16 protein-coding genes and 1 pseudogene are annotated in these 16,387 nt (G+C 68.7%); 9 read left to right on the top strand and 8 right to left on the bottom strand.

Features of this window, described 5'->3' with window-relative positions:
* Window positions 1-77 precede the first annotated feature (77 nt).
* Window positions 78-289, top strand: a pseudogene (locus C6376_RS45080) (flavoprotein); the annotation flags it as partial.
* On the opposite strand, the gene aspS reads toward C6376_RS45080, so the two are convergent.
* Window positions 279-1,589: an aspartate--tRNA(Asn) ligase gene (gene aspS, locus C6376_RS07830; RefSeq protein WP_107442744.1), complete on the bottom strand. Its 1,311-nt coding sequence runs from the start codon at window positions 1,587-1,589 to the stop codon at window positions 279-281. The pseudogene C6376_RS45080 and the gene aspS overlap by 11 nt on opposite strands.
* A 507-nt stretch (window positions 1,590-2,096) precedes the next feature.
* Here aspS and C6376_RS07825 point away from each other — a divergent pair.
* From C6376_RS07825 to C6376_RS07815, 3 genes are all read left to right on the top strand, one after another.
* Window positions 2,097-2,888, top strand: a complete 792-nt coding sequence (locus C6376_RS07825; RefSeq protein ID WP_107442743.1) for a DUF317 domain-containing protein — start codon at window positions 2,097-2,099, stop codon at window positions 2,886-2,888.
* Window positions 2,889-2,993: 105 nt separating this feature from the next.
* Window positions 2,994-3,452 (top strand): hypothetical protein, encoded by a 459-nt coding sequence (locus tag C6376_RS07820; protein WP_107442742.1) that lies wholly within the window; start codon window positions 2,994-2,996, stop codon window positions 3,450-3,452.
* A gap of 98 nt (window positions 3,453-3,550) precedes the next feature.
* A complete protein-coding gene (locus C6376_RS07815; RefSeq protein ID WP_107442741.1) occupies window positions 3,551-4,255 on the top strand; it encodes a hypothetical protein in 705 nt (234 codons plus the stop codon).
* Between the two features lie 148 nt (window positions 4,256-4,403).
* On the opposite strand, the gene C6376_RS07810 is transcribed toward C6376_RS07815, so the two are convergent.
* From C6376_RS07810 to C6376_RS07785, 6 genes are all read right to left on the bottom strand, one after another.
* The gene (locus C6376_RS07810) at window positions 4,404-4,796 is read right to left on the bottom strand and encodes a hypothetical protein (RefSeq protein WP_107442740.1); all 393 of its coding nucleotides are present in this window, start codon (window positions 4,794-4,796) and stop codon (window positions 4,404-4,406) included.
* 109 nt (window positions 4,797-4,905) lie between these two features.
* On the bottom strand, window positions 4,906-6,609 hold the full coding sequence (locus C6376_RS07805) for a mobilization protein (RefSeq protein WP_107442739.1): 1,704 nt from the start codon (window positions 6,607-6,609) through the stop codon (window positions 4,906-4,908).
* Between the two features lie 4 nt (window positions 6,610-6,613).
* On the bottom strand, window positions 6,614-7,018 hold the full coding sequence (gene mobC / locus C6376_RS07800; RefSeq protein ID WP_173985869.1) for a plasmid mobilization relaxosome protein MobC: 405 nt from the start codon (window positions 7,016-7,018) through the stop codon (window positions 6,614-6,616).
* A gap of 234 nt (window positions 7,019-7,252) precedes the next feature.
* Window positions 7,253-8,584: a hypothetical protein gene (locus C6376_RS07795; RefSeq protein ID WP_173985598.1), complete on the bottom strand. Its 1,332-nt coding sequence runs from the start codon at window positions 8,582-8,584 to the stop codon at window positions 7,253-7,255.
* Window positions 8,585-8,673: 89 nt separating this feature from the next.
* Window positions 8,674-9,372: an ATP-binding protein gene (locus C6376_RS07790; RefSeq protein ID WP_107442738.1), complete on the bottom strand. Its 699-nt coding sequence runs from the start codon at window positions 9,370-9,372 to the stop codon at window positions 8,674-8,676.
* Window positions 9,369-10,289 carry a hypothetical protein gene (locus tag C6376_RS07785; protein WP_107442737.1) on the bottom strand — a complete coding sequence of 307 codons (921 nt, stop codon included), beginning with the start codon at window positions 10,287-10,289 and terminating at the stop codon, window positions 9,369-9,371. The genes C6376_RS07790 and C6376_RS07785 overlap by 4 nt, the downstream gene beginning before the upstream one ends.
* 485 nt (window positions 10,290-10,774) lie before the next feature.
* On the opposite strand from C6376_RS07785, the gene C6376_RS07780 reads away from it, so the two are divergent.
* The 5 genes from C6376_RS07780 (at window position 10,775) to C6376_RS07760 (ending at window position 15,234) form a co-directional block, all read left to right on the top strand.
* A complete protein-coding gene (locus C6376_RS07780) occupies window positions 10,775-11,032 on the top strand; it encodes a helix-turn-helix domain-containing protein (RefSeq protein WP_107442736.1) in 258 nt (85 codons plus the stop codon).
* A gap of 74 nt (window positions 11,033-11,106) precedes the next feature.
* A complete protein-coding gene (locus C6376_RS07775; RefSeq protein WP_254076345.1) occupies window positions 11,107-11,487 on the top strand; it encodes a helix-turn-helix domain-containing protein in 381 nt (126 codons plus the stop codon).
* A 48-nt stretch (window positions 11,488-11,535) separates the two neighbouring features.
* Complete coding sequence (locus C6376_RS07770) at window positions 11,536-13,068, top strand: LacI family DNA-binding transcriptional regulator (RefSeq protein ID WP_107442734.1); 1,533 nt, start codon at window positions 11,536-11,538, stop codon at window positions 13,066-13,068.
* A 627-nt stretch (window positions 13,069-13,695) separates the two neighbouring features.
* Window positions 13,696-14,223: a hypothetical protein gene (locus C6376_RS07765; protein WP_159083165.1), complete on the top strand. Its 528-nt coding sequence runs from the start codon at window positions 13,696-13,698 to the stop codon at window positions 14,221-14,223.
* A 168-nt stretch (window positions 14,224-14,391) separates the two neighbouring features.
* On the top strand, window positions 14,392-15,234 hold the full coding sequence (locus C6376_RS07760) for a PE-PGRS family protein (protein WP_107448837.1): 843 nt from the start codon (window positions 14,392-14,394) through the stop codon (window positions 15,232-15,234).
* Here C6376_RS07760 and C6376_RS45075 read toward each other — a convergent pair.
* Window positions 15,164-16,189 (bottom strand): hypothetical protein, encoded by a 1,026-nt coding sequence (locus tag C6376_RS45075; RefSeq protein ID WP_254075871.1) that lies wholly within the window; start codon window positions 16,187-16,189, stop codon window positions 15,164-15,166. The genes C6376_RS07760 and C6376_RS45075 overlap by 71 nt on opposite strands.
* Window positions 16,190-16,387 lie beyond the last annotated feature (198 nt).

Below are 16,387 nucleotides of genomic sequence, written 5' to 3'. Positions count from 1 at the left end.
GCAGTGGCGCGGTGAGAGGCGCCTGTTTGCCGAAGTACGGGCGGTAGCCACCAGCCACTTCATAATCCGACTGCAGGGTACCCACCGCCGTCCTGCCGTTTCTGAACTCTACTCAGGCTGCCCACCCCGTTACGGCCTGAGTTTGGAGCGGCTGCACGAGGTGGGCGTCCTGATCGGTTCGTCCGAGCCCCACCGGCCGAAGGCCGGGGGCGGGGCGGACTGGCCAGCTGAGAGGAGGCGCTGGAAGCTGCTCAAGCCCGGATTGTCAGTGCGGCTGGCTACGGGGTGAGCCGGTTCGGCCCGCGGAAGAGGAAGCTGGCTTGGCGGATGGAGTCCAGACCGAGCATCACCATCAGCACCCGCCCGAGACCCATGCCGAGGCCGCCATGGGGCGGGCATCCGTACCGGAACGCGCTCAAGTAGTCCTGCATCGGCTCGGGGCTCATGCCCTTCTCCGCGGCCTGCTTCAGCAGCACGTCGGACCGATGCTCGCGCTGCGCGCCGGTGGTGATCTCCAAGCCCTTCCAGAGCAGGTCGAAGCTCAGGGTCACGCTCGGGTCGTCGGCAGCCCGCATGTGGTAGAAGGGCCGGATGCCGACCGGGTAGTGCGTGATGAACACGAACTCGTGCCCGGTGGCCTCCTTGATGTGGGCCGAGATGCTCCGCTCGCCTTCCGGGTCCAGGTCTTCCTTGTCCCCTGCCGGGTCCCAGCCACCCTTACGCAGGATCTCCTGTGCGTCGGCCATGGCGATGCGAGGGAAGGGCGTCGTGGGCACGGTGACCTCGACCCCGAAGTGCTCGGCGATCGCCTCGCCGTGCGCGTCGGCGACCTTGGCAATCGCATGGGCGAGCATCTGCTCCTCGAACGCCATCACGTCCTCGACGCCGTCGATCCACGCCAACTCCACGTCGACGCCGGTGAACTCGGTGGCGTGCCGGGAGGTGAACGACGGCTCCGCGCGGAAGACCGGCCCGATCTCGAAGACCTTGTCGATGCCGGCCGCGATCGCCATCTGCTTGTAGAACTGCGGCGACTGCGCCAGGTAGGCGCTACGGCCGAAGTAGCCCACCTCGAAGACCTCAGCGCCGGACTCCGAGGCGGTGCCCATGAGCTTGGGGGTGTGCATCTCGGTGGCGCACTGGGCGTAGGCGTACTCGCGCATGCCCTGTTCCAGTGTGGTCTGCACGGCGAACAGGAGCTGAGTGGCAGGACGGCGGCGCACGTCCAGGAAGCGCCAGTCCATCCTCTGCTCCAGCCCTGTGTGCTCGTCGATGGGCAGCGGCGTCGCGGCCGGGTTCAGAACCTCGACAGCCTCGGGGACGATTTCGAGGCCACCGAGCTTGACCTGGGCTGCGTCGACGACGCGTCCTGAGATCTTGACTGCGGACTCGGGGGTGAGAGCTTCGAGTTGGGCCTCCAGCGGCCCGTTGTCGCGCTTGTGGACCACCTGCACCATGCCGGTGTGGTCGCGCACGATGACGAACTGCATGTGGCGCTGCAGGCGGAGTGTGTTCACCCATCCGCAGACGGAAACGGTACGGCCAACGTGTTCTCGCAGGTCGGAAACGGGTACGCGGCTGTGGATCATTCGGTCCTCCGAAGGACGTCGTCATGATCCCTTGGGAGTGCGGGCGAGAAGGGCAACTCGCGGTACCACCGCACTTTCGCCGCCACATGGTGACGACCTCGTTCAGGCCCAGTGACGGGGGCTGGCCGGCGGGGCATTGGACCACCAGACGGGGGTCGTTCCTCCCCGCGCTCAGGAGGGTCTTCACCACGGGACGCGAGACCGCCTTCCCAGCTTCCAGCGGCTCTCTCTGCTCGCGTGATCTGCGGATACTCGTCTCCGTCAACGCGTTGCCCAGCAGGATACGGAGCGGGCAGTGACAGCAGCAATCAAATAGACGGGCGCGCAGCCAGAGACGCATGAAGGAACGCGGTTTACTCGCTCGTCGTCATGCCGTCTGCCTCTTCCGTACTCAGGCAGAACGAGGGGTTGACCCCTACGCGCGAGGGCAAATTTGTCCGCCTTCTTTACAGTTCGCCATTGGCAGACAGGAAATCCCCGGAAATGACTGGTGCCCGGCCGCAAGCCATGTCAACGTACACACCCGCCAGAACACCCACCCCCGAACCCACGGAGGCGCCCCTGTACCCGCACCACCCCAGCGACCCCCTCAGCCCCGACTCGCAGGAGCCGTTGTGCTGGGTCACCCCTCGGCACCTGGCTGGTGACGACGGCGTACTCGCCGAGCAGATCGGGTCCGCCCTGACCGGTCTCGGCTGGCGCATGTGGCCCACCTCCCGCGACACCCTGTTGTACGTGGACCCGGACGGGCTGTGCGGTGCCGAGTGGGTCCTCGCGGCCTACCCGTTCGAACTGGGCGGGCTGCCCGTGGCCTGGCAACTGAGTGCCCGCCCGGACGCCGACTCCGTGATGACATCGTGGAACGCGTACTTCACCGCCGGTATCCCGTATGAGGCACTCGCCGACCTCCTCGTTGCGGTCGACACCCGCGAGGCGCCCGACATCGGCTACGAGGGGCCCGAGACAGTCCTGAACGCGCTTGGCGCCCAGGGCTGGGTCCGTGACCTGGACAGTCCTCACACCACCGCCATGGACCCCGGGTTCTCCGCCACCTTCTCCCTGGGGCTGCAGCCGCCGCTCGTCCAGGACGCCGATCCGCGCCCTGGCTTGATGGGCTGGCAGGCGTGGACGGAACCCGTTCTCGGCGCCCCGTATCTGTGGTGCGCCAGTTTCAGCGCCGGTGTCCCCAATGATCTGGTCGCCGCCTTCGCCTCCTCGCTGGCCTCGCCGGCCGTGGTGTCCCGCCGCACTTTGCCCAAGGACGCCGAGGGCCGGCTCATGGTCGTCCGCCGCAGCTGACGACCCACACCCCACGGGTGGCTGGCGTGCGGCTCCTCGCCGAGCGCCGATGTCCCTGAGAGGGCTGTTCCCCGGACTCGCCGGATGGCAATGAAGGAGACCCGTATGTTCCGAATATTCCGACGCCGTGTTTGCGCCGACCGTGAGTTCCGTGACGCTCAGCGTGCGGGCCAGGTGCTGCTGCAGATGCACACCGAAGTGCCCTGGCCCGATGCGTCCGGCTCGGCCGCCGCGACCGCCCAGGACGCCGCAGACGCTGCGCTGGACCCAGACTTCCTGCCGCCGGAATGTCGGGCGCCGTCCCGCCAGGACGTCGTCGGGTTCATGATGCGCTGGGACCAGCCGCTCGTCATCGACGGCGAGGTACACGAGTGTCACGCGTGCGGCGCGTACCGGCACTGGGTTGTCCTCTGCCTGCGCGACGACTCGGTGTGGCTGCGCTGCCGTGCCGGTCATACGGCTAGGGAGCCGAGGCTGGACGCGGCCTGGTACAACCGCCACTCCGGTCCGGCCGACCACTGGCACCCCACCCTTGAGGACGGGCTGCGCCATCTCGGCCACTGACTCCTCCGAAACCCCCTCTCCCCCTCCCCTCGACATCGCCGGCACCGGAGAGCCGGGTTGGTCAGACCGTTCGCTCCGCACCAACATGGGGGTTCCACATGCGTTTTCCCACCACGACCGCGCTCTGCCTGGGCACTGTGTCCGTCCTGGTCCTGACGGCCTGCTCCAATGACAGCGCCCGCGCCACGGACCCGATGTCTTCCGCCTCCGCCTCCGTTTCGGGAAGCCAGGAGGGCGGGAACGCCCCGGCTGCGGGGCCGTTGTCCTCGGCCGCGCTGGCAAAGAGGCTTCTGGACGAGGGTGACCTGGGCGAGGGCTACGCCCGCAAGGCGGAGCAGCCCGGTCGGCACGATGACGTCACGTTGACCGGCTGCCCCGCGGTGAGCGAACTCGGCGGTGACGCTGCGGCTGGCGGCAGCCTCGGCTTCCCGCGCAGGGCGAAGGTCTCCTTCACCTACGCAAGCAGTACCGGCTCGGAGGTCTCTGAGGAGTTGTACAGCGGGACCGCGGCCGAGCTCTCCAGTGGCGTGGGCCGGATCTTCGAGGCGATGACCTCCTGCTCCAGCTACCGGGTCCTCGCCGACAGCACGGCCGTCACGGTCACCGCCCACGAGGTGCCCGCCCCGAGGTTGGGTGACGAGCAGTGGGGCCAACTGCTTACCTTCACGGCAGGAGGACGTAGCCAGGTCGTTAAGCAGACGGCTGTTCGTGTGGGGATGGTGGTTGCGGTGGTCTCGGGTTCGCCCGCGCTGGTCGATGCCCATGTGGAGGAGGCGGTGGCGAAAGCCCGTGTGACCGTGTGAGTTCGTGTGCATGCCGAAGGCCCGGCCGGTGTTTCTGGTCGGGCCTTCGACATGTGTGGGGCCAGGGGCCACGTTGATGGGTGCGTGGTGCTGAGGGCGCTGACTGGTGGGCGTGGTCCTGAACCGCCGCCCGCTGGTGTGTCGTCGGTCAGTCTTCTTCGAGTTCGGCGTGTTCTTCGCGTGCGTACAGGGCTATTTGGAGGTCGGTCAGACGCTCGAACTCGGCGTAGTCCTCGTCGGTCATGAGGTCGTAGACGCTGTCCAGGGAGTCGTCGGGCAGCTGGTACGCGTACTTCATGTACAGGTTGACGAGGGCCTTCGCGACCAGGTCGGCTTCGCTCATCCAGTCGGCCTCATCAGGCAGCCCGTGCGCGACGGCCATGGCTATCTCGTCCGAGGTGCTGGTGGCGAACAGGTCGTGCTCGGCACCGGTGAGGGGGCGGCCGTCGCGGCGGTACAGGCGACCGGGTTCGTCGCGGCGGGAGGGGTCTACGTCGGCGAGGAGGATGACGACGCGGGGGCGGATGTCGGTCTGGGCCATGCAGGGGGTTCCTTCCGGGAAGTGAGAGTCGGGGGTGGGGCACAAATGCTCCGGACGATCCCCGGTTTCGGTAACCGGGGATCGTCGGCTACAGTCCGCGCGCCGTGGGTCAGCGCCGCCGTGCGGGAGGCTGCTGCTGGAGCGGAACACCTGCCGTGGGGTGGGCTGCGGGGATACCGGGGCGTTGTGCGGTGTTGCCGGCCATGGCCGCTTGGGCGCGGGGGCCGGGGGCATGACGCTCGCCGAGGCGCCGTATGCGCCAGGTCAGCGCGCGGGCCGGGCTGTGGGCGTCGTCGAGCGTGCGCTGTCCGAGGGCTTGGTCCAGGACGGTGACCGCGTTGTGCCCGGCGGCTTCCGCCTCGGCGAGCACGGTGGCGAGCGCGTCCCAGGAGGCGTCGTTGAGGATGCGTTCGGCGTGCTCCGGGACCGCCTCCTGGAGGTGATGGGCGAAGCGGCGCTTGGTCTGGTCACTGGGGGTGCGTTGGGCGAGGCCCGTCAGGACCGGCTCGGCGACCTGCCCGTACGCGATCTGCAGGTGGACGAGTGCCTGTGCGGCGGCGGCTTCCTGTTGGGCGTGCTGGTGGGTGCGGTGCCAGTGCACGGCGAACGCCACGGCGGTGAGGACGGCGTCGAGGAGCATCGCCAGCCCCGTGCCGTCACGCTCCTGTGGGCGGTCGCGCCAGATCACCTGGACGCTGCGGTGTAGGGCGCGGGTGCTGGCGAGATCGGCGGTGATGCGGGAGCGGGTGGCTCGCTCGAAGGCGGCTGCGGCGCGTTCGAGTTCAGTCCTCAGCGCGGCCGGAGCAGCGACCGGCAGCAGGTCCAGCGTCGTGCCCAGGGCAACGAGCTGGCCCTGGGCGGCACGGTCGTCGTCGTGCGCGAGGTGGTGGGGGATGCGTTCGGCGGCGGCGGTGGCCTGGTGCCACGGGTTGCCCGACCGGGCGGTGGCCGGTTCGGAACCGGTGGTGGCGAGGCTCTTGCGGATCTTGGGCAGGGACAGGTCGGGGGAGAGCGTGGAGCCTGCGTAGAACACCGGCTCGCCCTTGTCGTTGGTGTCTGCGGGCAGGGCGAAGTTGCAGCCCAGCGCGTCGCCGGAGGGGCCGAGCTTGAGGCGCACGATCACGTCGGTGGCTTCCAGCAGGGCGAAGAACTCGGCTTCGTCGGCCGCGGCGGCGACCGCGCGGCGGACCCGCAGACGTAGCACGTCGCGGGTGGCGGCGTCCTGACCCAGGCGCTTGGCTTTGAAGTGTTCCTTGCTGGTGGGGCGCTTGGCACCGGTGCCGTCCCCCTGCTTCAACTGCCTGAGCCCGTAGTCGATTTCGATCTTGCGGGCCTCGCGTTGGACGGCGCGCTGGTCGTAGCCGCGCTCGGGGCGTCGTCCGTCCTGGCGTACGAGGGTGGCGGCGATGTGGATGTGGTCGTCGGCGTGGCGGACGGCCACCCAGCGGCAGGCATGCTCGTCCCCCTCGGGGGCGATGCCTGCGGCCGCCACGATCCGGCGGGCGATGTCGGCCCACTGGGCGTCGGTGAGGATCGGGTCCTCGGGGGCGGCGCGGACGGGGCAGTGCCACACGGTGTCCTTGGGTGCCTTGTCCCCCAGCATCTTCACGGGCTGGTCGAGTTGGGCGACGAGCTGGGCCATCGCGTCCTTCGGATCGCGGTGGGGGCTGCGGCCGGGGTCGGGGGCGAAGCCGTTCCAGGAGGCCACCAGGTGGGGGTCGACGTGTTCGTTGGCCCGGCCCTTGCCGAAGAGGTAGCCGATCGTGCGGCGCGTGGCATACGGGCCCGCGCTCAGGATGATCTTGGGTATCACCCGCTCACCGCCCTTCAGTGACCTGGGCGATGGCGGTATCCAGTTCGGCGATGGATGCCTCGACGCGCTCCAGGAGCCGCTGGACGGCGTCGGGGTGGGGCCAGGCACCGTCCTTGTTGAGGTGCCAGGCGAGCTGGTTGAGGTTGTTGCCGATCATGCCGAGCTGCCCGTTGGCGGCCATCAGCGCTTTGACCATGGCGCGGTAGTCGGCGACCGCTGCGGTGGGGTCGTCGGTGCGGGCGGCGGCGAGCGAGCACTCGGCCACGTAGCCGCCAAGGGCCATGCCGCTCAGGGCAGCGGCATTCACGATCAGGGCGAACTCGTCGTCGTTGTAGCGAGGGTGGACGCGGCGCTCGCGCAGCTGCTTGTCACGCAGACGGCGACGCGGCGCAGACTGCTGCTGCGGCATGCTCGACGACGACTCGGCTCCCCCTGTCCCGGTTGGCCCCCCTGGGCCGGCCGACTCCGGTGCCGCCTCGGCGCCGGACGCCTCCGCCCCCTCCAGGGCGGGGGCCGGATAAGGACTCCTTATCCGACAACTTGCTGCGCTGTCGGGGTCGGTGATCATCTCCTCCTGGGAGGTGGGGAGTTCGTGGTGCGATTCGTGCATTGAGTGGCTTTCCTTGGGCGTTGGGGGGTGGTCTCAGTGCGGGTGGTCGACGGGCGCCGTAGGCAGCTCGGCCTTGACGGTGCGGACCACCTCGCCTGCGGTGTCGCTGGCCACGCTGTAGCCGTCCTTGCGTACGGCCTCCTCCAGCAGGTCGCGGGAGAGACGTCCGTGCTTGCGGAAGAGGTCACGGGCGTATTTGTTGAGGAGGTCCCGTGTCGCGCGCGGTTTAGAGCTCGGGCGCTTCGACTCCGCCCGCGGGGCGGTGCCTGGGCCGTTGCCCGGCGGCCTCTCGCCCGGTTTTGGTTCCGGGTCGACGGTGGTGCGGGCGGGCTGTTGCGGGCGATTTTCGGGCAGGGGGCGGGCTGCCCGGTCGGTGGCGTCATCGCCCGCGACATTGGAGGGCGGGGGGCCCGAAATTTCTGCCCGCTCTCTTGCCGTAGCGGGCGGGCGGGCGGTCGCGGAGCCGCCCCTCGTGCGTGCGGAGGGTTCGGGCCAACGCGCGGGCAATGGCATGGAGGCCAGGGCAGCGACCTGCCGACGGGTGGCGAGTTTGCGCAACAGCAGCTCGTCCTGGTGCTCGTCGCGGTCGACATCAGCCTGCTCCAGAGCCTGGTGCAGGCGGCGGGTGAGGCGCCGGCCTCGCCACTTGGTGCGTTTGCCGGGTGTCATGGTCTCCGCCCGGAGGATCAGGGTGACGGCCCGGTCGAGGGCGCGGTCGCGGATGATCCGGGCGGCATCCGCGTCCCGGTCGGCAATCCCCAGACGAGCCAGCAGCCGTTCGCGTGCCTGTCGGGTGAGGAGGGCGGTCAGGCTGCGGGAGTCTGCTTGCGGGCTGCGGTGGCGCAGTTCGATGCCCATGGCCAGGTGCCAGAGCACTGCCGCCAGGACCGGGCCGACGAAGGCCCGCACAGTTCCGCCGACCAGCCCGGACTCGGCGTAGGCGGGCACGATCTGCACGCAGGTGATCACCCATGTGAGAGTGCCGGGCACCCCAGGCGCCTGCTTGGGGCCGTTGAGGTTCGCCCGCGCCATCAGCGCGGTGGCGAACAGCGCCAGTTCGGCGGCGGCGAACATCGCGGCGCGCTCGACGGCGCTGCCCATGTCGAGATAGTCGGCGGCGAATCGCCAGCTGGTGTCCGCGCTGTAGGCGGTGCAGCCGATCGCGGCGACGGCGGCGACCGGGATCGCGGCGGTGCTACGGCGCTGTCCCGCGCTCGGCTTCCGCCGGTACTTCCGCAGGGACCATGCGACGGACAGTACGACGGCGAGCAGAGCCGCGATGGCAGCAGGCGCAGGGAACCAGTGCGGCAAGGCGGGCATGCCGACGCCGTTGGCGCTGATGAGCGTGGTGGTGCCAGGGGACATGCAGAGGCTCTCCAAGGGACCCGCGCGTTCGAGGGCAGGCGGAAGCCCGCGCGGGTGAAGTGGTGGGACGGGAAGGAACCGCGGGCCGTTCAGACAGAGGGCGCGGTGCGGCGTCGGTCGGGGCCGGTGAGGATGACGCGTTCGGTCATCTCGGCGAGGCGGGAGGCGACGCGGTCGCCGAGCGCGGTGCGGAGCTCGGCGGTGGGGAGGTTGGTGGTGATGAGGGTGGGGAGCATGTGCTCGTACCGGTGGTTGACGAGCCGGTAAGTGAGCTCCTCGGTCCACTCGCTGGTCTTGGCCGCGCCTAGGTCGTCCAGGAGCAGCAGTGGGCAGCGGGCCAGCGTCTGCAGTTCCCGTTCACCGTCGTGGCCGGCGCGGGGGCGGAGCCGTGCGTGCAGGTCGGCGGAGGTGGTGGCCTCCCAGCGAAGGCGGACGCCTCGGGTGAGGAGGGCCCGGACGGCGCCGTACGCTTGGTGGGTTTTGCCGGTGCCGGTGGGGCCGGCGATCAGCAGCGACGGGCCCTCGGCGATACCGGGTCCGGTCGGGCCGGGGCGTCCGGCGCGGGCGATCTGGTCGGCCCAGGCGGTGATCTGGGGGTGGTCGGCCAGGGCGCGGTGATAGCGGGCGGGGATGCGGGCGTCGGCGAGTTCCAGGGCGGTGACGGTCTCGGGCGCTGGCTCGTGGGCGGCAGCGGTGGTCGGGTCGATGCCGCGGTTGGCGAGGATCGTGTTGAGCCGGTCGGCGATCTGGCCGACGGGCTGGGGTGCGCGGGTGAGGGTGGCGGTCAGAGCTCATCTCCGTAGGCGGCGACGACGTCGGTGGGGTTCGTCCACGCCCGATGGGCGACGGGCGTGGCGGGTGATGAGGCGTTCATGACCTCGTGGACGAGGCTGGGCAGGACGCCCGGGGACAGGCCCTTGACCCGGTGGCGTTCGAGGGCGGCCCGGAGGTGTGCGGGGGCGATGCCCTCGTCGAGCAGCTTGCGCACCTGTTTGCCGAGATGGCTCAGGAAGGCATCTGGCGGGCGGTGGTTGCACGCGGCGACGTACTCGCCGAGGAGCTGCTTGGCCGAGACGGTGTCAGGCGCGTGGGCGCTTGCGCCCCCCGAAGGGATATCTCCTAGATCCACGGTCCTAGGTCCTAGATCCGGACCGTGAGACGTCACTGCTGCCTCACCGAGCGCTCCCTGATCCTTCACGGAGGACTCCGTGAAGCGCTCTTGACCTGCGAATTCACTCTCAAGCCTCGGATTCAGCGCGGACTCACGGACCTCGCCGGAGCCCTCAGTGAGGACTGCGTGAGGCGGCAGCGAGTACTCCGTGACACCGGCGCCCACGGTAGGAGCCGACGCGACTGAAGCGTCGTGAACCGGGCAGCTCGGGAGGCGGCTCTTGCTCGCCCGGTTGATCTTCTGATGCTGGTGCCAGGTCACGACGTGCAGGTACCGCTTGTGATCCGGCCCCTTGTAGCGGCAGATCAGTCCCGCGTCGGCGAGCTGGGCGAGGTCCGTCTCGACATCGGACGGGGTGTGCTCCGGGCGCAGCACCCACAACTGCCCGGCGATGATCGCGGCGTGGTCGCGGTGGCGGCCCTGGTCGTCGGCCTGGGTGAGTAGACCGAGGAAGGTGCGCTCGGCGGTCAGGGAGACGACGGCCAGGGACTCGGAGATGAAGGCTTCGGGCTTGATGGTGCGGATTCGTGCCAAGTGCGGGGCGGTCCTCACTCGGTGGCCTGTGCGTGGACATCGCGGCTCACCGTCGGTCGGGGCGGGATTCGAGGGGGTGTTGGCGCGGACGCGCGCCGGGAAGCGATTGCGTTTCCGGGGATGTCGTCAACATAGCCACACCCCAGTCGCGCAAGTCCAGCCCTATCCGGCGCAATCTCTCACGGCAGAAAAGCCGCGAGAAATGGGGGCTCGGTGGCGGGCGGGAGCAAAACCGTAAGGCACGATCCGCTGTTGACCAAATAGTTGCCCGGACCGCAGAGCCAGAACCATCACATCGGCAAGCCATTGACGAGCCGCAGACGGGGAAGCTACAACACAACACTGCACGTCAAGGCCATGATCGGCGTACTGTTCCGTGCCTCTTCCCGACTCCCTGGAACCGCATCCCGGCGAACGACGCGAGCGCAACATAGACCACGATCGCCGGTTACCCAAACCGGCGAATGCACCTTTCAATTGGAGCCATGCCCCCACGCCCACTGGAAGTCGGACCCGCAGGAATGCAGGCGGCCCGAACCATCGAAATGATCCGAACCGAACTCGGCCTGTCGCAACGCCAGTTGGCCGGCCGCGTGACCGCCTTCGGCCACCCGATGTCCAACACCGTGCTGTCCCGCATCGAACGCGCCCAACGCCGATGTGATGCCGACGACCTCGTCGCGATCGCCGAAGCCCTCCTGGTCTCGCCTGTCGTGCTGCTGCAGGGGCCGACCGCCATGTGACGAGGGTCGCTCAGCACCGCTGACCGAGCACGTCCCCACCCAGTAAGGACCCGCCCTTCTTGCACCACTCCGAGATACCCCCTGCCCTCGTACGACGCCTTCCCAGCACCGAGGGGGGATCCCCCTTGCCCCGCCTCTACCGCCCCGAAGAAATCGCCGAAGCCCTCGGCTGCTCCGCCTGGTGGGTCAAGGACCGGGCCCGACGCGGACTCATCCCGCACACCCGCGTCGGCCGCGCCTACCGCTTCACCGCCGCGCACCTCGCCGAGATCGTCCGCCTCCACGAAGAGCGCCCGAAGCGATCCGTCAGCAGCGCGCCGGCGAGTCGGGCAGCGACAAGTGCTCCCGCAGTACGAACTCGTGCCGCGCGGTCTCCTGAGCCGACTACGGCCTCGACGTCAGGGCGTCTGCGGGCTCGACCGCCGCGCCGCACCCAGTACGAGACCGTCGCGTAGCGCGCTCGCACCCAGTCACAAGCCGAGAGCAGGGGAGGAAGACGAAAGTTGGGTTTCGCGGAGAAGCGCGGAAACTACTGGCGCGGTCGGTACAAGACCGCGCCCGGTAAGCACCTTACGGTGGTCGACGACAATGGCAAGGCGATCCGGTTCGCCACCAAGGGCGAGGCCCAGCGAGCCGCGAGCGAGGCCGAGAACAAGTACCGGCGCGGCGACTGGCGCGACCCGGCACTCGGCCAGGAGACCTTCGGCGAGTACGCGAACCGCTGGTACGAGGCGCAGGACCTGGCCGCCTCAACCATGCAGAACTACAAGCGCCACATCGAGGAGCACCTGCTCCCCGACTTCGAGGACAAGGCACTCGTCGGCATCCTGCGCACGGACGTCGACCTGTGGGAGAAAAAGGAGAAGGCCGTCTACGCGGCCTCCAGCGTCAAGACCTGGCGCTCGACGCTCCACCTGATCTTCGAGGACGCGATCGACGAGGGCCTGATCACGTCCAATCCGGCCGCCAGGCGACGCGGACGAGGCAAGCGCGCCGGCCGCTCCCGCGACCGCGGCCCGGAGAAGGTCGTCACCGACCCGCTCGGCATCCTGCTGACCGCGGAGCGCGCAGCCCTGCTCTCCGGCCGTGACGACGAGTTCGTTGCCGTCGTCCTCAAGGGCTATACCGGCATGCGCTGGGGCGAACTCGTCGGCCTGGAGTCCGAGTTCGCCCGCCCGGGTGCCGTTCGCGTCGAGTGGCAGCTGTACGAACTCGACACCGGCGAGCTGGTGCGCTGTCCGCCCAAGGACGACAGCTACCGAACCATCGACGCGACGGACTGGCTGTCGGCTCTGGTCGCCAACCACGTCGCCCGCACGAAGCCGAAACCCTGCCCGTGTCACGGCAAGACCTACGTCTTCCGGGGTCAGGGCACGGCCCGCACGGGCGGCCACCACGGCGCGAAACTCGTCGACGTCGCCCGCCGAGCCGAAGTCTCCACCGGCACGGTGTCCAACGTCCTCAACCACCCCGACCGCGTAACCGAAGGCAAGCGGGTCAGGGTGCAACAGGCGATCGCAGACCTGGGGTTCGTGCGCGGCGGCGCGGTACCGCAGCACGCAGCCCACTGGCGCCGAAATGGCTTCGCCACCTGGCTGTTCACTCCGGCGGTCTCCGGCTGGTACCCGAAGAAGGCGCCGCAGGAAGCCCGCCCCGTACCGCTCCTCGGCGAGCCGTGGCCCGGCGTCCCAGCCCGAGGGCGTGGCGCCAGCGACCGTGCCGACGCCTGCTGGCTCCCGATCGCCAAGGGCCTCACACCCCACGGCCTCCGCCACACCCACCGCACCGTGATGGAGGACCTCGGTACCGAGAAGGTCCTCATGGACGACCGCATGGGCCACATCGACGGCTCGGTCTCCGCGCGCTACGCCCACGTCACACCCGGAATGCGCAAGCGCCTCATGCTCGGACTGACCGAGCAGTGGGAAGCATCGCTCGACGCCCGGCTGGCGATACGTCCCGCGTCCCCTGTGCGCGTCCTTAACGATCTCCTAGACGTGCGAAAGGAGGTCCGCAATGTGATGACGCCTGGTTGATGCGCGACACCCGCCCCACGCGATTCACCGCGTGCGGCGCAGTGCTTGCTTCGGGTATCCGCTGCTTTGATCGTCTGGGATCAGACGGCGTCTCGATCCCGCTGGGGTAGGAGGGCCCGCTCGCGGTACGCGTTGTGCAGGTACTCGTCGTTGACGTGGGCCAGGTACCCGGTGGCGGTACTCAGCCAGCCGTATCCGCACGGTTGAAGTCAGCCGCTCAACAGGCGCCGAGCGGAAGAAGGCATAGCCTTGAAGTGCTCGGGGATCGGAAGGGGGCATAACCCATGCGATCAGCCCAAGATGACACCCGGGTCCTTTCCCGCGAGGAGATCATTGATCGCCTTAGCTGGGCGGCCAAGCGACGATGCCACGCCTCAGTGGACGAGATCCTCACCGAGTTTCGCGAGGGTGGTCTGCAAAACCCAGGTCTCATCGGGGACGTCCTGCAGCTACTTGAGCTATTGCCAGACGACGACCCGATCTGGGGAGGCGGCAACCATGCCTGACGCTAACGGAGAGTGCGCCAACGTCCGGGCCCTCATTCGAAAGAGTCGCGATTCCGGACGCCAGGAGACTCGTTTCCAGGCGTTCTGTGAGCTCACGCAGAAGCTGCTGAGCCTCACAGTCATGGCCGACGGACAGCGGGTCGGTCTCGACCGGAGCTGGATCGGAGACAACCGGACGCGGCTCTTGGTCGGCCGTTCTCACGACTCCGAGCTCAACACCATCCGGCTGCGCGACGATCGCTTCCTCCGCGTCACGATGACGCTCCGCATCACAAGCAACGATCGCTTCGCAGTGCCACGGTCTTCCTTCCAGTATCAGGAAACCGAGGGCGACCAGTCGGAAATCTTTCGCTACGACTATCTACGAGCACAGAAAGACGAGCACCCCCGAGCTCACCTCAACATCCACGGGCGTCTCGATCACGACGTTCTCGGAGACCGCAAGCCCCTTCAGGATGTGCACTTCCCCACTGGCCGCATACCTATCGAAGGTGTCATCCGGCTCCTCCTCGTTCAGTTCGAGGTGCCCCCAGCCACGCCTGAAGAGATCTGGATGCCCGTGCTCACCACCAGCGAAGCCGCGTTTCGGGAGATCTGCGAGCAGCCTCTCTCAGGCCCTGACCATCTAGGGACTGCCGCCGCTGGTTGATGAGCCCACGACGGTACTACCGAGGGCTCCGCGACGTCGGCCTGATCCGCTGTCTCTCGCGGCTTCCGATGCCACATGGTGATGCATTCAGCCCGCCGCAGTCACTTCTTCGAGGTGATTACGGCGAAGGCCGCGTCGTGGCGCCAACTGACCTGGCTCAATAGCTACATGGAGATTGGCGAGCACTGGGCGTACCGCGCGAGGCCGAAGGACCTGGGTAGCGAGGTCCGCCAGGTCGAGGTCGTACGCGTGGGCAGCTCCGGCAGGTCTGGTTGGATCCACGTGCGGTTTCTCGAAGGCGATGCCGCTGGCCTGCAGGAGTGGGTCAGTTCCGGCTCTCTGGTAGCGCCGTGGGCGGATGTTGATACGTTCCGTGCGGATGACGCGGCGGAGCTGGCGCTGGCGGAGTCCTCTCGCCACGTCCGGGGCAGCACGGATTTCGAAGCCGCCCGCATGATCCTCGGCTTCGTCCGTCCGAAGAACAGGCTTCGCCTGCGCCGAACAGTGGCCGACGCCGGGGTCCTGGAGCTGAACCGCCTCGACGAGACGGCACCGCTCATCGGCATGGACGCAGCCGAACTCCGCAGCGACGCCATGGTGTACGAGAACCGCTACGGCATGTGTCTGGCTGGGTGGCCGGTCACCGAGCGCGTCGCCCGCCAAGTGGCCGACCGTCTCGCCGACGAGATCCTTCCGGAGGTGGACCGCAAGCAGCAGGGCATCGAGCAGGAGCGTGCCCAGTCTTCCTGGTACTCCTACAGCCGACGGGACGACCGGAAGCTGGACGCAGAGGCCGCTGTCTTGCGAACCGTCCGGGCCTGGTGCGGCGAAGACAAGGCCGACCGCTACGACGAGTTGGTCGCCCTGCGCGCCGAGGTCATCCGGCTCGGAGAACTCGTCGACAAGGCGGTCAGGGCCCTACGCGACCGAGGTCACGGCGTTATCGCCTCCACCATTGAGCGCGACCTTGGCGTCCATATCGCCACCCTTGATCCTGATGTGCGTCGATGACGCCGCGCCACGAGTCCGGCTCCGGCTTGGGAGGCGTTGGCTGAGGCGGAGGCTCCTTCTCCGGCCGGTCCGGCCGCCAGCCGTCGAGGAACGGTCGCAGTTGCTTCTTCGTCGGCTCCGCGTGGAAGTCACGGGCGGCCAGGCCCTGGCTGTTCGTGGTGGGGTCGAGCTGATCGGCCTCTGTGTTCCCCCAAGCCGACCACTCGCGCAGCCTCTCAACTTCGAGGGCATCCTCCGATGCGGCGGCGACGTCATCCAGCGCGGCACAGAAGGCCCGGATCTCACCGGCGGCACGCCACTGCTCCAGGGCCGTGCCGAAGTGCTCGGCCCGTACCGCGTGAACCGCCTTGACCGAGGCCGCACTTACCGCGGCCTCCCACTCCCGCCGCTCGCGCTCCTCCCGCTCCGCCTCCAGCCGCCGGCGCTCGGCCTCCTGGCGCTCCCGCTCCTCACGCAGACGCCGCTGTTCCGCCTCTCGTTCTAGCCGGGCCCGCTCCTGCTCCTCCGCGCGTGCCTTCAACGCCCGGAAGATCGAGGCGATCTGTTCCTCCAGCGGCTTCTTGGCCGTGTCGGCCCATTCCTTCTTCCAGCCGTAGTTGTAGCTGTAGCCCGAGTTCTCGCTGACCAGCAGCTCCAGTTCGCCGGACGGCTCGAACTTGTGGGCCGGCGTGACCCGCTGCCAGTCGTACGTGCGTCGGCCCGGCTGCTTGGGGACGTAGCGGACCTGCTTCTGCCGCTCACGGAAGCCGACCTCGTACGTCCTGCCGTGGACAGTGAGCAGCGGCCTCGGCTGCCTGCGCTTCTTGGACACCGCGATCTCGCCGTACCGCGCGAGGGCCTGTTCGGCGAGCAGCCGGAGCAGCGCGAGCACCCTCGGCAGGACCTCGTCGGAGATCTCGAAGGCGCTGTGGTCCTTGGTGACCGCGGCGAGCACGTCCTCGACATCGGTGATCACTCGGCTTCGCGCCAGCCGGATTCGGTTCCACTCGGTGTCGTCCTCGCCGGACACACTCAGCAGACCGAGGAAGAAGTCCCCCTTTGCCCGCCCGCTGTACTTCAGGTGATACCCCTCCGGAGCGCACTGCCGCGCCGCATCGAACGCCCTGCGGTACCGAGCCCGTTCCTCTGCGCTGGGGTCAGGGATCCGAAGGAA

The sequence above is a fragment of the Streptomyces sp. P3 genome (genome assembly GCF_003032475.1).
In the GTDB taxonomy this organism is placed as follows: Bacteria; Actinomycetota; Actinomycetes; order Streptomycetales; family Streptomycetaceae; genus Streptomyces.
The sequence above is the reverse complement of the archived record's forward strand: the minus strand, read 5'-3'. Positions and strand labels throughout refer to the sequence as shown.

Coding starts and splice junctions, on each gene's coding strand:
- C6376_RS07795 (WP_173985598.1), bottom strand. CDS start 8,584: ATGTCCCCTGGCACCACCACGCTCATCAGCGCCAACGGCGTCGGCATG.
- mobC (WP_173985869.1), bottom strand. CDS start 7,018: ATGCCGCAGCAGCAGTCTGCGCCGCGTCGCCGTCTGCGTGACAAGCAG.
- C6376_RS07820 (WP_107442742.1), top strand. CDS start 2,994: ATGTTCCGAATATTCCGACGCCGTGTTTGCGCCGACCGTGAGTTCCGT.
- C6376_RS07780 (WP_107442736.1), top strand. CDS start 10,775: ATGCCCCCACGCCCACTGGAAGTCGGACCCGCAGGAATGCAGGCGGCC.
- C6376_RS07765 (WP_159083165.1), top strand. CDS start 13,696: ATGGCCGACGGACAGCGGGTCGGTCTCGACCGGAGCTGGATCGGAGAC.
- C6376_RS07815 (WP_107442741.1), top strand. CDS start 3,551: ATGCGTTTTCCCACCACGACCGCGCTCTGCCTGGGCACTGTGTCCGTC.
- C6376_RS07825 (WP_107442743.1), top strand. CDS start 2,097: ATGTCAACGTACACACCCGCCAGAACACCCACCCCCGAACCCACGGAG.
- C6376_RS07760 (WP_107448837.1), top strand. CDS start 14,392: ATGGAGATTGGCGAGCACTGGGCGTACCGCGCGAGGCCGAAGGACCTG.
- C6376_RS07810 (WP_107442740.1), bottom strand. CDS start 4,796: ATGGCCCAGACCGACATCCGCCCCCGCGTCGTCATCCTCCTCGCCGAC.
- aspS (WP_107442744.1), bottom strand. CDS start 1,589: ATGATCCACAGCCGCGTACCCGTTTCCGACCTGCGAGAACACGTTGGC.